General features: G+C 66.1%; 9 protein-coding genes. 6 read left to right on the forward strand and 3 right to left on the reverse strand.

The features are described 5' to 3' along the window. Positions 1–734, forward strand: a 734-nt coding sequence (locus HMPREF0058_RS01430) for an MFS transporter (RefSeq protein ID WP_006547870.1), incomplete at its 5' end; no start/stop codon positions are given. 35 nt (positions 735–769) lie between these two features. Further along, complete coding sequence (locus HMPREF0058_RS01435) at positions 770–1588, forward strand: MerR family transcriptional regulator (protein WP_231550201.1); 819 nt, start codon at positions 770–772, stop codon at positions 1586–1588. Positions 1589–1734: 146 nt separating this feature from the next. Here the strand turns inward: HMPREF0058_RS01435 and HMPREF0058_RS01440 are convergent, their stop codons facing one another. From HMPREF0058_RS01440 to HMPREF0058_RS01450, 3 genes are all read right to left on the reverse strand, one after another. Further along, positions 1735–4569 carry a DNA methyltransferase gene (locus tag HMPREF0058_RS01440; RefSeq protein ID WP_006547872.1) on the reverse strand — a complete coding sequence of 945 codons (2835 nt, stop codon included), beginning with the start codon at positions 4567–4569 and terminating at the stop codon, positions 1735–1737. 242 nt (positions 4570–4811) lie between these two features. After that, positions 4812–8291, reverse strand: coding sequence for a PPi-type phosphoenolpyruvate carboxykinase family protein (locus HMPREF0058_RS01445; protein WP_006547873.1), 3480 nt, complete (start codon positions 8289–8291; stop codon positions 4812–4814). A 136-nt stretch (positions 8292–8427) separates the two neighbouring features. Then, on the reverse strand, positions 8428–9429 hold the full coding sequence (locus tag HMPREF0058_RS01450) for a LacI family DNA-binding transcriptional regulator (protein ID WP_040319469.1): 1002 nt from the start codon (positions 9427–9429) through the stop codon (positions 8428–8430). 304 nt (positions 9430–9733) lie between these two features. On the opposite strand from HMPREF0058_RS01450, the gene HMPREF0058_RS01455 reads away from it, so the two are divergent. From HMPREF0058_RS01455 to HMPREF0058_RS01470, 4 genes are all read left to right on the forward strand, one after another. Continuing rightward, entirely contained in the window at positions 9734–11053 is a 1320-nt protein-coding gene (locus tag HMPREF0058_RS01455; protein WP_006547875.1) for an ABC transporter substrate-binding protein, read from the forward strand. A gap of 95 nt (positions 11054–11148) precedes the next feature. Beyond that, entirely contained in the window at positions 11149–12078 is a 930-nt protein-coding gene (locus HMPREF0058_RS01460; protein ID WP_006547876.1) for a carbohydrate ABC transporter permease, read from the forward strand. A 3-nt stretch (positions 12079–12081) separates the two neighbouring features. Continuing rightward, on the forward strand, positions 12082–12900 hold the full coding sequence (locus tag HMPREF0058_RS01465) for a carbohydrate ABC transporter permease (protein ID WP_006547877.1): 819 nt from the start codon (positions 12082–12084) through the stop codon (positions 12898–12900). A 109-nt stretch (positions 12901–13009) separates the two neighbouring features. After that, positions 13010–14971, forward strand: coding sequence for a glycoside hydrolase family 127 protein (locus HMPREF0058_RS01470; RefSeq protein WP_006547878.1), 1962 nt, complete (start codon positions 13010–13012; stop codon positions 14969–14971). Positions 14972–15049 lie beyond the last annotated feature (78 nt).

Consider the following 15049-nt stretch of genomic DNA (forward strand, 5'->3'; position numbering starts at 1 on the left):
TCGGGCGTGACGAGCTGGGGCCGCAGCGGCTCCGACAGGGGGGCGGGCTGGGCCGCGCGCTGGCCCGTACGGTCGGAGACCTGGCCGACGCGGTGCGCTACCTGGTCCGGCGCGGGACGCCGGGGTTGGCGCTGAGCACGATGGCTCTGCACCGCTTCGTCTACGGCATGGAGCTCATCACCCTCATCCTCACCTCTCGCAACCTCCTGGCCCCCGGTGGCGACGCCGACGCGGGCCTGGCGGTCTTCGGCACCCTCATGGGGACGATGGTGGCCGGCCACGGCCTGTCCGTCATCCTCACGCCGCTCGCCCACGAGCGGATCGCGCCCTCGACGTGGATCGTGTGCTGCCTGCTGGGAGGGACCGTGGGCCAGATCGTCCTGGTGGTCACGCACCACCAGCTGGCGATGACGATCGGCATCTTCGTCTTCGGCGTCGGCGTGCAGGGCGCGAAGATCGCCGTTGACACGATCGTCCAGGCTGACACGGACGACGCCTACCGAGGCAGGGCCTTCTCCATCTACGACGTCCTGTTCAACACCGCGGAGTGCGTGGCGGCCGGGGTGGCGATCCTCGTGCTGCCGGACACCGGCTGGTCGCGGGTGGTTCAGGGCGCGCTCGTGGTCTTCGTGTGGTGCGTGGCCGCGTGGTACGGCCGCGGAGTGCGGCGCCTCGGGGACCGGCCACGACCCGTGACAGGGCTGCCGGGGCTGGAGGGCTCGGCGCAGGCTTGACCCTCACGCTGCGTCAGGCACGAGGCTCGGTGGCCGTGAACGATCGCGCCAGAGGGGAGAAGGACGTGGTGGAGGACGAGCTCACGGTGGGGCAGGCCGCACGGATGGTCGGGGTGTCTGTACGCACCCTGCACCACTGGGACGAGATCGGGCTGGTCAGCCCCTCGGCCCGCTCGCGGTCTGGCTACCGGCTCTACAGCAGCGACGACGTCGCCCGCATCCACCAGGTTCTGGTCTACCGGGAGACCGGTATGGGGCTCAGTGACATCGCCACGGTTCTTGGTGATCCCTCGACCCAGGCCTCCGGCCACCTCCTGCGTCAGCGGGAGCTGCTGATTCGGCGCATCGATCACCTGACCCGCATGGTGCGGGCAGTGGACACGATGATGGAGAAGACCATGACGGGGCAGGTACTGAACGCTCAGCAGCGTGCTGAGATCCTCGGCCGTGACTGGGACCCAGCCTGGGAGGAGGAGGCTGAGCGACGCTGGGGAGACACCGAGGACTGGAAGGTCTCCACTCGGCGGATGGCCTCCATGAGCAGGGAGGATCTAGAGGTGGCGAAGAAGCGGATCGAGCGCGTTGAGGAGCAGCTGGCCCAGGCGCTGCGAGAGGGCGTGGAGCCGGGCAGCGAGCGGGCCAACGCGCTCGCGGAGGAGCACCGGGCCTGTATGAGCTGGTTCGACGTGACGCGGTCCAAGCACGTGCTGATCGCGTGCAACTACGTCCAGGACCCGCGCTTCGCCGCCCACTACGACGAGCGTGAGCCGGGCCTGGCTCGGTGGCTCAAAGACGTTATTGACGCCAATGCTGCGGCACACGGCATCGACCCCGCCACGGCGCAGTGGGAGTAGCCGAGCCGCAGGGTGTGGCCAGGAGCCGTGCTTGCGCTGATCGGGCCGGGCTTTGATGACTGGGGCGTGCCTCCCGAGGGATGGGAGGCACGCCCCAGTCGTTGAAGGCCGTTCGCGTGGCTGAGCGGTCGTTCCAGCGGTGCTGTTCAGGCGCTGGGATCGGCGGTGGCCCGCGCGTAGAGGGCGAAGAGATGGGCGACGATGGCGCGTTCTCTCTCCTCCTCGCCCATCTGCGCCGGGAAGCTGAGGCCATAGGCCTGCTCGACGGCGAGGTCGAGCGCTCGGTGTGCGGCGGTGAGCGCCGGGTAGAGGAAGTCGTTATCCGGGTCGTACAGGTCTGCGAGACTCGCTCCTTCGTACTGCGCTCGTGCGTCAAGCACGGCCTGGGCGCAGTGCTCGATCTCAGCGCGCTGCGTATCGGTGGCATCTGGCCAGACCAAGGTGTTGTAGACGATGGTGTTGGCGTAGTTGTAGTCGGACTTCAGCCGTCCTGCGACCACACGCATCCAGGCGTTGTGGACCCGGGACATGAGAATCCCGAATATATCGAGGCGATCCGTGGGGATGAAGTAGAGCTTGTTCCCTGGAATCATGCCGTTATGCACGAATCCCATGGGGATATAGTGACGGCGCTCCGATGAGACGGCGGGGACGGCGATGTAGGTGCCGTCCCTAAACAGTCCGTTGGGTCGAAACTGATGGGGGCGGTTAGCAAGTTTGAAGGCGTCTCCGGTTGGAGTTTGCTCTAGCCGCCATGAGTGGCATGCATCGACGCGTGCTCGAACCTCTGGATGTTTTGTGAGTGCAGGGAGATCGAAGTCACTCAGCCACAGGCAGTATCGATCTTGTCCCTTGATGAACTCGGCGCCCATCGAGAATTCCCTCACCCATTGCACGGCGTCAGGATCCTCGTCTAGGAGTGTCGATCGTTCAGTGTCAGAGAGAATGAGGTAACCATGGTCAGCTGGCTTAAAACCTTGAGCCATTGCAGGTACATCCCCTAGAGGCTGGCTCCGCCGCTCAATGAAGGCGTCTGGTGCGTCCACGAGGTAAGCATTGATATGCGCGACCTCGCGGACGGAGGAGGCTCCGCTGTTGTGCTCGAACAGGAGCTTCGACGTCGGAGACTCGTAACTGAAGCCCACGATGACGACGTGCACATGTGCCTGGTCGGAGGCCTCGTTGCCCCAGACGAAGCTGCGGTGCGCGAAGGTGATGTCGACGCCGTCGTTAAACAGCGGCTTCCAGATCGGGGTGACCTGCTGCCCCTGACATATCGAGTTCGTGGAGACGAAGGCGGTATGGATTGCCGTCCCGCGCATGTACTGCGCCGCCTTGACGTACCAGCAGGCCACGTAGTCCACCGTCTTGACCTTGCCGAAGAGCCGAGCGCGATCGGCATTCTGCTCTGGCGTGAGATTCGAGTAGCCGATGAACGGTGGATTGCCCATGATGTAGGAGCATCGCGAGGCTGGCAGGAGGTCATTCCAGTCCATGTCGAGGGCGTTTCCCTCAATGATCGTGGCGGCGTCGCGCAGCGGCAGGTCTTCGACCTCACGCTGGATGATCTCCGCTGTCTCCGCATTGGCTTGGAGCTCTGCGATCCACAGCGCGGTGCGTGCGACGGAGGCTGCGAAGTCGTTGATCTCGATGCCGTGGAACTGGGCGAGCTGCACCTTGATGGCAGACTCACCCACGCCCTCGAACTCCAGTGCCGTCTGCGGCCCCTGGAGGACGGAGAGCACCTTGTTCTCCAGGCGTCGCAGGCAGATGAAGGTCTCGGTGAGGAAATTGCCGCTGCCAGCAGCCGGATCCAGGAAGGTCAGGGACGCCAGCTTGTCCTGATAACGACGCAGGCGGGTCTTCCGTGTGCGCTCGGTGACGGTGGTATCGGCCAGGATCCCCTCAAGCTCCGCGGTCAGTGCGTCAAGAAACAACGGATCGATGACCCGGTGGATGTTCTGAGGGCTCGTGTAGTGCATGCCGCCGGCCCGTCGGGTTTCCGGGTTGAGCGTGGACTCAAAGACGCCGCCGAAGACGGTTGGAGAGATCCCAGACCAGTCCACACCGGTGGAGACCTCATGGACTAGCAGGGTGCATATCTCCTGCGTGAGCTGAGGGATCTCAATCGGATCCGCAAACAGGCCGCCATTAACGTAAGGGAAGCAAGCGAGCTCAGGAGACAGATAGACGCTGCGAGCTTCGCTCGGGGTGTTGAGGACGGTAAACAGGTCCAGTAGCGCCTGCCTCATCTGGGCCGGGCTAAAGCTGTGTAGATAGGTGCCGAAGGCGTCCTTGGGGAACAGACCTGCGTCTTCCGCGTAGAGACAGAAAACCAGGCGGACGCATAAGACGTTGAGGTCCCGCCAGCGGTCGTCGCCAGCAGTGCGGTACTGCTCGTGGAGGGCGTCGCGCAGCTGCCCGATGACCTCGCCTGCCTGGATCGACACCTGGCGTTCGCGTTCTGACCGGGATCGCGCGGGATCGATAAGGAAGTCGAGGAGGTGGTACTGCTCGGCCAGCTCCGCCAGGGTGAAGGAGATGTAGCTGTGCTCTGGGTCCTCTCGGCGTAGGTCGTGGACGCGGAAGCACTCGAAGTTGCAGACGACGATGAAGTCAGGGCGTTGCGGATTGGGCAGGCTGTCTGCGTAGCGCTTGGCCTGTTGGTAAGGCGTGACCATGGTGCCCTGCCGAGGCTCAGGCTTGTCGAGGTCAATGTGGGAGGCCTTTTGCTCCACGAGGGTGCGGGCCTCAGGAATGAGGACGTCGATAAATCCTCCGGCAGAGGTCTTCTGTTCGAAGATCGCTGCTGTGGCTGCTCCCTCGATCCCGACGACGCTGCCGAGCAGGTCGATCCAGAAAGCCTGAGTCTCGCCCTTCTCGTACCCGTGACCGTCCCAGCGTTGCGTAAAGGCCTTTGCTGCTAGGCGTCGCTCATTGAGATGAGGTCCTCGCTCAGCCGATGGGGGGGGTTGTTGCAAGGGTCACGATGCGAAGCATACGGCGCGGTGCCGTGTCCCTCGGACGGGCCTACTTATGGGGCCAGTGTCCCCTGAGTCGTGGAACGGCGCTAATGGACCGTGCTTGCGCTGATCGGGCCGGGCTTTGATGATTGGGGCGTGCCTCCCGAGGGATGGGAGGCACGCCCCAATCGTTGAAGGCCGTTCGCGTGGCTGAGCGGTCGTTCCAGCGGTGCTGTTCAGGCCGCCAGGCGAGGCTGTCTCTACTTGCCGTCCACCGGCTCGCCCTCAGCGAGCTCGGGCTGCAAGCCGAGAGTGCCTACGAGGCTGTCGCGGTAGGCGGGCGAGGTGACCTCCTTCAGCCAGGCACGAGCGGCCTCCAGCCGGCCCTCGATGTCCAGACGGTCGGAGACGCCCTGGTTGCCCTCGGTCTCGATAAAGCGAGTGAGCGCACGGATCGAGGCCTCTGCCTGCTTGCGGTCACGCTCCACCTTGGCGTCCAGGCGCTCGGCGTACCACTGCGAGGCCAGGATGTTCTCCCGCTCGAACAGGGCACGGAACTCTGGGCTCGCCAGTGTCCACCCCTCAGCCGAGTGCCCGGAGTACATGATCTCCAGCAGCGCCCGGACGGGCGGGACGGCGTGAGCGATCGAGCCGTCGTCGACGTAGTGCTTAGCCACGACCTGGTGCGTGGTGACGATGACGTCGACGGAGTCAGCGAAGACCTCAGGATCCTGCAGCTCGGGCTTGAGCATGGCCTCGGTGAAGACGACGTCGGGGTGGAGGAAGATCCGGCCGAAGAAGTTTGAGGCGAAGGCCTTGTTCATGCGGTAGCCAAGCCGCGAGGCCTGGACCGTGCGGCCGCCGAGCTCGTAGTCCTCCAGCTTCTCCAGGTACCCGGCCTCAAGGAGGTGATGGGCGTCGCGCTCCTCAGGCTCCATGCGGGAGAAGACCTCGGGGACGAGCATCGAGATGTCGTGCGCCACCTTGACCTTCGGCCCGATGTACCCGGCCGAGGACAGCCAGCCGTCGTAGCCGCTCAGGGCGTAGGACAGCAGTGCCGCGTTGAGGTCGTAGACCGGGGGCAGGGCATTGAAGGGAGACTTCGTCAGGGCCCCTTCGCTACCGGCCCCCGTGGTCGACGGCGACTTGCCGGTCATCGAGGAGATGAACTCCATGAACAGCTCGGGCAGCTCCATGAAGTGCAAGGGGTTGTAGGCGCACAGGGCCGGCACACCCTCCTCTGGCGGGTTGTTGCGGCGCCCGGCTGCCACGATGTCCACGCTGTGCCGAATCGGCTCGTCAAGCGGGATGTCGGAGAACAAGTGGGTAGCCAGGTCCGCCAGGTGGGCCTCCTGTGGCCGGGCGACGTCGGGGCGCACCTGAAGGTAGCGCGGGTTCTTCGTCGGGGCGCCGCCCACGATGCGTGGGTTGGCAGTAGAGACCCAGTAGGTCTGGTGCCTCGGGTCGCCGTCGTCCTCAACTGCTGCGGCCCGGCGCACGAGGTCCTGCATCGGCTCAGTGAACTGGGACAGTCCCGGGGCGTCGTCAACCATCGCCCGCGCGTCCGCGGGCGTGAGCGGCGCGTAGTTGGACAGGAACAGGCCCGTACCGGACATATCGAGCTCGGTCTGCTTGTCGTAACCGCGCACGATCGCGTCGTCGGGCCGCTGGAAGAGCAGGGACTCGGCGTTGGTGACGTACTTGCGGGACAGGCGCTGGGTGAAGGCCGGCTCGTCGGCGCTGGCCGGAGCCACCGTGGAGGCAGTGATGTCGTCCTCGGTCTGGACCTTCGCGGCGGCGGCGAAGTCCGGGCGCAGGGAGAACAGCCGCCAGGATCCGTCCTCCTCGAAGCCCACGCGCAGCATGTTGATCTTGACGGTGTCCCCGTCCATGCGCACGGCGTTGCCCGGGCGGCCGTTCATGATGCTCACCGAGAAGTGCGAGCGCCAGTCCTCGCCCCACTCCGGGCGGTAGTAGCGCTTGACGGTGAAGATGAGCTCCTTGATATGCGCGGGGATGGACTCCAGGAAGGCGTTGTACTCCTCGGTGTACATCGCCGAGGGAGTCAGCAGCTTGATGACGCTGCCCAGCGAGCGGCGCTCGGACAGGATGTGGCGGTGGTGAGCGGACTCGTTGGCCTTGTCCACGAAGCGGTGGGTGTAGTCGCCGTCGAAGATCCGCTGCACGGCGTCCAGGTCCGCCTCCAGGTCTCCCACATAGGCCTCACCGAAGACGAAGGCGTCCAGGATCGACTTGGAGATCTCGGACTTGCCGCCGCCGGAGACCGTGGCCGGCTTGTGCAGCTGGGTGTGCCAGGGCGCGGTGCCGATCATGTGCCACTGCTTGGGGCTGCCGACGGCGGCCTTGCAGTGGACCTGGTAGCCCGACGGCGTGATGTAGGTCTTGCCCGCACGCATCGGGATTGACCGCTCTTCGCCGTCGGCCTGCCAGGTGATGGTCTGGGTGAGCATGGAGTAGAAGGCGCCACCCGGCACGAGGATGACCGAGTCGTCGGTCAGGTCCAGTGCGTGGCCCTCGGCCTGGAGCTCGAAGCGGCCAGGGTTGATCTTGAGCACGTGGGCGAGCGTGCGGGAGGCGGGGGTGTGGACGTCGCGGAACTCGCGGCCCAGGTCGTAGCGAGGGAAGGCGACGGCGCCGCCGGCGTGCTCCTCCTCGACGCAGCCGAAGAGGTTGGCCGAGTACCCGATCTGGGTCTTGACCTCCTTCTTGCAGTAGCCGAAGTAGTTGTCCGCGATGACGGTGACGATGACGCCGCGCTCGTCGCGGGCGACCAGCTTGAAGGCCTTGCCGTCGTTGTAGCGCTCGTTGGCGTCTTTCCAGCACATGCCGTCACGGCGCTGGCGCTCGGTGGCCTCGTCCCAGGACGGCAGGCCAAGCTCCTTCTTGGTCAGGGTGGTCAGGTGGGGAGCGAGGATGACGCAGCCGGTGTGCCCGGTCCAGCCCTCCGGCGCCAGAGAGGCGTCGTTCTCCGGCAGGAAGGGATCGCCGGCGTTGCCGAAGATGCCCTCGACGAAGTCGAGGTTGGACACCAGGCCACCAGGGGCGATGAACCGGATCTCCATCCGACGCTCGGCGGAGAAGCCGGTGACCTCGGGCACGACGACGGGCCGCAGCAGCAACGAGACGAAACAGCGGGCGGGCTCGTCCTGGGTGGAGGACCACGGCAGGGTGAGCAGGTCCTGCGGGGCGTCGACGGCGGCCGCCAGGATCCGGGCGAAGACGTCACGTGGGACGGCCTTCTTGTCATCCGGGATGGGCAGGCCTCCCTCGGCCACGTGGAAGACGCCGGCGGTGGTGCGGCGGTCGTTGCGCGGGTTGTGCAGCACGCCCTGCAGGGTGCGGTAGCTCTCTACGTAGGGGGAGGTGAAGCTCGTGGAGTCCAGCGGAAGCGACAGCGCGCGTGCCAGGCCCGGCTGGTCGAGGACGAAGGTGTCGGCCGGCAGGTGCGGGTGGAGCGGAGCGTCCTCAAGGTAGGAGTCGAGGAAGGCCTGGATGCGGCGGTCAGCAGCGCACAGGCGGCCGGACAGGCGCCGGCTCATCTCACGCTGACGCGCGAGGATCGGGGACATGAGGCGATCGGTGACCGGATCTCCGGCTCCCTCAGGAGCAGGAAGACCCAGCAGGTCCAGTCGCAGCGCGATGGCGGAGTTGAAAGCGGCGTCCTGATTGGCAGAAGCAGTCGCAGCGTCGGCGCGCTGCGTCGTGCGGATCGTGTCCATGCTTCGACCCTAGCGGTTCACCTGCCTGCCCGCGCAGGGACGGTCGGCCCGTCACCCGGGCGCGGACTGTGAGCGCGCCGTGAATCGCGTCATCGCGGGTGGGGCGTACAGGCCTATCTTGGCGAGGGGGCGGCTGTCACAGCACGCTGGAGCCTGCCACCACCAGGCGCCCGGCGATGGCCTCGACGCCGTGGTGCGGCTGGCCCGCCATGGCCTCGCGCAGGCGCTGGGCGGCGGTCCTGCCGATCTTCTCCAGACGCATGTCGATCGTGGTCAGGCTCGGGCGGCAGCCGTCGATGATGGGGTGCCAGTTGTCGTGGCCGACGACGGCGACGTCCTGGGGCACGTTGGCCCCGAGGTCTCGCAGGGTGTCGAGGGCGCCGCGGGCAATCTGGTCGTTGCCGCACACGAGGGCGTCGACGTCGGGCCACTGGCTCAGCGCCGTCCGGGCGCCACTGCGTCCCCACATCTCGCTCCAGTCTCCGTACAGCGCCCCGCCGCCACATGGTGCCAGGCCGGCCTCGTGCAGGGCGTCGACGGCGCCGGCGGTGCGAGCCGTGGCTGCACCGTAGCTGGAGTCTCCCTGGATGAGGGCGATACGGCGTCGTCCTTGAGCGACCAGGTGCTCCACGGCCAGGCGCCCGGCCAGCCTGTTGTCCGAGACGATCGAGCAGTCCTGCGGGTCGAGGGAGGGGGCGTAGGCGTAGACGACGGGGACGGGCAGGTCCTTGCCGATCGAGGGGCGTGGGTCCGGGCGGGCGCCGACGACGACGAGTCCGTCCACCCGCCGCTCCAGCATGGAGGACAGGTGGTAGCGCTCGCGGATGACGTCTCCGCGGGCGTCGCAGAGCATGACGGAGACCTCGTTGACTCCGAAGGCGTTCTCCACCCCCATGAGCAGGGGGATGGAGAAGCGGCCGACGAGGTCGTGGGTGATGAGCCCGACGGTGTTCGTGCGGCCGGTGGCCAGGCTCCGGGCGATGGTTGAGGGCGCGAAGCCAAGCTCGTCAGCTGCCTGCCGGACGCGTTGACGAGTGCGGGGACTGACGCCGTCGCGGCCGTTGAGGGCCTTGGAGGCAGTGGACAGGGAGACCGAGGCTCTGGCGGCAACCTGTGCCAGAGTGACGGGCGTGCGCATGGTCGAGGACGATGCTTCTGCGTCACTTTCGAAAATCTCCGCGGATGCCATAGTGGCACGCTACCGGGCTTGCCCGGATCGGGCAACCCGTCACTGTTTTCGTTGAATTACCAGGGATTGACATGCTTCTCCCAGTGTTGTCGAGAGGCTGTATCTCCCTGCTCGGGGAAGAGGTTCTCGCGCTTGCCTCCATAGAACTGGCGGCTGTACGCTCAGTTTCGCAAGCGCTTTCCATCGTGTGGACAAAGTCCTGGCGAGGAGCGTCCCGGGCCTGGCCCACCCTCAATGACGAGACGGAGAACCCATGAGCACAACGATGATGAGTCGGCGCAGCCTCCTTCAGACCACTGCTGTTGTCAGCGCCCTGGCAATGGCTGCTGGACTGTCCGCGTGTGGGGGCAGCAGCAGCTCCGGTGCCAGCGACGACGTCGAGATCCCGGCTGCCGGAACCGACGACGGCACGGAACTGACGATGTGGTCGCGCGCCCCGCTGGAGCGTCAGGTCAACAACGCGGTTGACGCCTACAACGCCAGCCACAAGAACCAGATCAAGGTCGAGCTCCTGCCTAATGACGACGTCGAGGGCAAGGTTGGCGCCGCTATCCAGACTGATGGCCTGCCGGACATCCTGGCCGGTGACGTGGTTCGTATCCCCTACTGGGTTCAGCAGGGTGTCTTCCGCGACCTGACTGCCCAGATCGACGCGCTGGCCAACAAGGACGACCTCCAGCAGGGGCACATCGACGCTGGCACCTTCGAGGGCAAGTCACACACCCTCCCCTTCGTCACGGATATCTCCGTCATGGTGTGGAACAAGGACCTCTATCGTGAAGCCGGGCTTGACCCTGAGGCCGGCCCGACCACGCTTGAGGAGTACGAGGCTCACGCTACGGCTATTGCCAAGCTCGGTAAGAGCGACGTCTCGGGGACCTTCATCGCCGGCTCCTCCGGTGGTGCCCTGGTCTTCACCCTCTTCCCGATGCTGTGGGCGGGTGGAGAAGAGGTCCTCAGCGATGACGGCACTCAGTCCTTCATGGCCTCCGAGGACGCTAAGAAGATCTACTCCTCCCTCAACCGTCTGGCAGCGCTCGACGGAGGTATCGGTGCGGGCTCGAAGGAGGAGACCGGCGCCACCTGGACGGCGGCCTTCTCTGAGGGGCGCGTTGGCGTCATGCCCTACGCCTACACGGCTGTGACCTCGCTGTTCGAGGAGTCCTCCTTCGAGGTTGGCGTCGCGGCGATCCCGGGCGTCAACGGCGGTGGCTCCACCTTCCTGGGCGGGGACGCCATCGGCATCTCGCGTAACTGCGCCAAGCCCGCCCAGGCCTGGAACTTCATGGCCTGGCTCATGAGCGATGGGGCTCAGCAGGCCGTCTTCGCTGACAACAACGACACCGCATCCTCGCTCACGGTCCTGGCTGACGGGTACAGCGAGGCTGACGAGCGCACTCGGACCGCCAACGCGGCGATCGCCAACGGGCGCACGCCGGTGGCCGTCAACTTCAACGAGGCCTTCAACGCCGCCGGAAGTCCCTGGCAGCTGCTGATCCAGGACGGAATTTGGGGCGATGGCTCCAAGGTGGACACCTACAACGAGCAGATCGACGCCGTGCTCGCCCAGTAGGCCTGCCCGCTGCATCGTCCCGGATGACGGTGACCTCGTTGCCGTCATCCGGGACGATGCCGGCCCCTGTTCCTGACCTTCCAGACGGAGAAACCATGCCCCACACACTCACGGCCGCCCAGGAGCGCCGGATGCGACGCGTCAAGCGGCGCGAGAACCTGCGTGCGGGTGCCTATGTAGCACCCACCGTGGTCATGCTCGTCCTGTTCTTCATCGTGCCGATCGTCCTGGTCGTCATCATGTCGGTGTCTCGGTGGACCCTGCTTGGCGGCAACATGGGCACCGCCTTCCCGGACAACTTCGTCAAGGTCCTGCGTGACCCGATGCTCGTGCAGTCCACGGTCTTCACCTTGAAGTACACCGTGGTCACCACGATCATTCTCATGCCGATCGCCCTGGGGCTGGCCCTGCTGATTCAGGAGGCACGACGGTGGAACGCCGTCGTACGTACGGCGATTCTCTTGCCGGCGGCGCTCGGCATCGCCTCAGCCTCCCTGCTGTTCTACGCGATCTACTCCCCGCAGGTTGGCCCGGTGACCGATATTCTGGCCGCTCTGGGCCTGGCGGAGGCCGGTAGCTCGGTGCTGGGTACTCCCACAGGCGCGCTGATCGCCACGGTGGTCCTCGTGGTGTGGCGCTTCGCTGGCTACTACATGATCCTCACGATGGTGGGCGTCCAGGCGATCCCGACCGAGGTCTACGAGGCTGCCAAGATTGACGGCGCCGGGCGCTGGCGCACGTTTACTGACGTCACCTTCCCCCTGCTCAAGCCAACGATTGCCATGACGACGATCATGTCCGTCACGGGCTCGCTGCTGGCCTTTGACCAGTTCTTCATCCTGACCAAGGGCGGGCCGAACAACTCAACGATGACGGTGGTCCAGCTCATCTACAAGTACGCCTTCGAGACCAAGCGTGACCTTGGCATGGCTGCGGCCCTGTCCGTGCTTGTGCTGATCGCTCTGGTGGTCGTCAACGCGATCCAGCTGCGTGCCATGGGCGTGACCGACTCTGAGGAGAAGTGACCGATGAGCTCTTACAAGCTCTCCAAGAGCATCTACTACCTTGGCACCGGCCTGCTGGCACTGTCCTTTGTGATCCCCCTGGTGTGGGCGCTGGTCTCCTCTGTCTCGCCTGCTGCTGGAACGGCCCAGGCTGAGGGCTACGGGTTGGGCAACTACGTCAAGCTGTTCACCTACGGAGCTGGGCTGCCGCTCTACCTGAAGAACTCCCTCGTGATCTCCGCCGTGTGCGTGCTGGTGACGTTGGTGGTGTCCACGACCGGTGGCTATGCCTTTGCGCGCTTCAGCTTTCCCTTCAAGAACGCGCTGTTTGTGCTCGTCCTGTCCATCATGATGGTGCCCTACGCCGCGCTGCTGATCCCGCTCATCGTGTGGATGAAGGACCTGGGGATGGCCAACTCCCTGGTTGGGGTCGGTCTGGTGCTGGCGCTGTTCCAGCTGCCCTTCAGCGTGTTCATGATGCGCAATGCCTTTGCGGCCCTGCCGCGCGACCTGGAGGATGCTGCCCTCATTGACGGCTGTGGCTCCTTCACGGCCTTCACCCGGATCCTGTTGCCCTCGGTGCTTCCCAGCCTGGTGACGATCGGCCTGTTCTCCTACCTCGCTGCCTGGAACGACTTCATGGTCTCGCTCTACCTGCTCGGTATGGACAACTCGCCCCTGCCTCTGGCCCTGGTCAATATGCGTCAGCAGACCATCGGCGTCATTGACTACGGGCTGACGACGGCGGGCGTCGTCGTCCTGACCGTGCCCGCCTTCATCCTCTTCCTCGCTCTCCAGCGCTACTACATCAAGGGCATGACCTCAGGAGCGGTCAAGGGCTGAGCCTTGCTCCTAGCCGCCACACACTGTTCTTGACCAACCCATTGGCTTTTCGCTCCACGGCTGCCACTTCTGCCCGATACTGACACCGACGTCATCAAAGGAAACCCTCATGCACACCCAGATCGCCCCTGCTGCCAAGGCCCAGGTCCTGCCGAGCCCCGGCTCGGTGCACGTGCTCAATCCCCTGAGCATGGACGAGGTCACCCTCACCTCCGGATTCTGGCGGGAGCGCCAGGAGGTCAATGCCTCGGGCACCCTGCCCCACTCCCTGGCGTGGGAGGAGAGGATCGGCTGGATCGACAACTTCGTGCGTGCCGCCGCAGGTGATATCGCCGGACACCACGCCGGCCTGTGGTTCGCGGACTCAGACGTCTACAAGCTCATCGAGGCCATGGCCTGGGAGGTCGGCCGCACCGGGGACGCTGCTCTGGAGGCACAGATCCAGCGCCTGGGCGCCCTGATCGAGACCGTCCAGGACGAGGACGGGTACCTCAACACCCGCTATGACAAGCCGGGGGTCGAGGACCGCTACACCGACTTCGCCATGGGGCACGAGCTGTACTGCACGGGCCACCTCATTCAGGCAGCCGTCGCCCGCCTGCGTACCGGCTTCGGCAGCGACGACGTCATCGTGCGCATCGCCCTGCGCAACGCCGACCACGTCTGCCAGACCTTCGGGCCGGACGGCCAGGTCGCCGTCGGCGGTCACCCTGAGGTTGAGGTGGCGCTCGTCGAGCTCTACCGCGCCACCGGCGAGCGCCGTTACCTTGACCAGGCCCAGCTCTTCCTCGACCGGCGCGGCCACGGCCTGCTGGGCGACTGGGAGTTCGGCCGCGAGTACTTCCAGGACGCCACCCCGATCCGCGAGGAGACCGTGGCCCGCGGTCACGCTGTGCGAGCGCTCTACCTCATGGCCGGCGCGATCGACGCCGCCATGGAGCGCGGGGACACTGAGCTGCTGGAGATCGTGCGCGCCCAGTACGACCGCACCCTGGCCAGGCGCACCTACATCACCGGCGGCATGGGCTCACGTCACGAGGGCGAGGCCTTCGGCGAGGACTTCGAGCTGCCGGCGGACCGCTCCTACTGCGAGACCTGTGCGGGCATCGCCTCGGTCATGGTGGCCTGGCGCCTGCTGCTGGCCACGGGCGAGACCTCGTACGCCGACGTCATCGAGCGCACGCTCTACAACGTCGTGGCCACCTCTCCCAGCGCCGAGGGCTGCTCCTTCTTCTACGCCAACCCCCTCCAGGTCAGGGTCCCCGGGCAGGAGTCCACCCCCAACGAGCTGTCGATGCGATCGGGATCCAGCCTGCGTGCCGCGTGGTTCGAGGTCTCCTGCTGCCCGACCAACATCGCCCGCACGCTGGCCTCCCTCGGTGGTGCCAGCGTCACGCGCAGCACCCAGGACCCTGCGAGCCTGTTCATCCACCTGCTGTCAGCCATGCAGATCCGCACGCAGGTTCCCACTGACGACGGCGAGCAGGAGCTCGTGGTGAGCCTGGAGACGGACTATCCCGTCAGCGGCCGGCTGACCCTGAGAGTCGAGCAGGCGCCGTCGTGCCCGGTCAGCGTGTCCGTGCGCGTGCCCGCCTGGACGTGGTCGGGCGCCAGGCTGGACGGAGCTGAGGTCAGCGGCGGCTACGCCGTCGTCTCCGGGGTCCTGAGCGCCGGCGAGACCCACGTGCTGGAGCTGGACATGAGTCCGCGTCTGACTGTGCCGGACCCGCGGATCGATGCGGTGCGCGGCTGCGTAGCCGTGGAGCGTGGACCGCTGGTGCTGTGCGCGGAGTCCGTGGACTTGCCTGAGGGCATGAGCCTGGACGAGATCGCACTCGTGCCAGGTGCCGCCCCGGCCATCGCTGACGACGGCGCAGTGGTCGTCCCTGCCCGCCGGGTGCCCGAGGCTGCGCGCCGGTGGCCCTACAGCGAGGCCGGCTCGCACCAGGGGTGCGAGGAAGGCGGCGACCAGCCGGCCGAGGTCTTCGACCTGCCGCTCATTCCTTACTACTCCTGGGCTAACCGTGGCCCGGCCACCATGCGTGTGTGGCTGCCTCGCGCCGAGGCCTGACAGTTTCCTGGACGCGTCTTCGGACCATGTCACAGGCGCTGCATGCTGTTCTCCTCGCTCTGGTGTGGTCATACTGGA

The organism is Actinomyces urogenitalis DSM 15434, assembly GCF_000159035.1.
Taxonomy (GTDB): Bacteria; Actinomycetota; Actinomycetes; order Actinomycetales; family Actinomycetaceae; genus Actinomyces; species Actinomyces urogenitalis.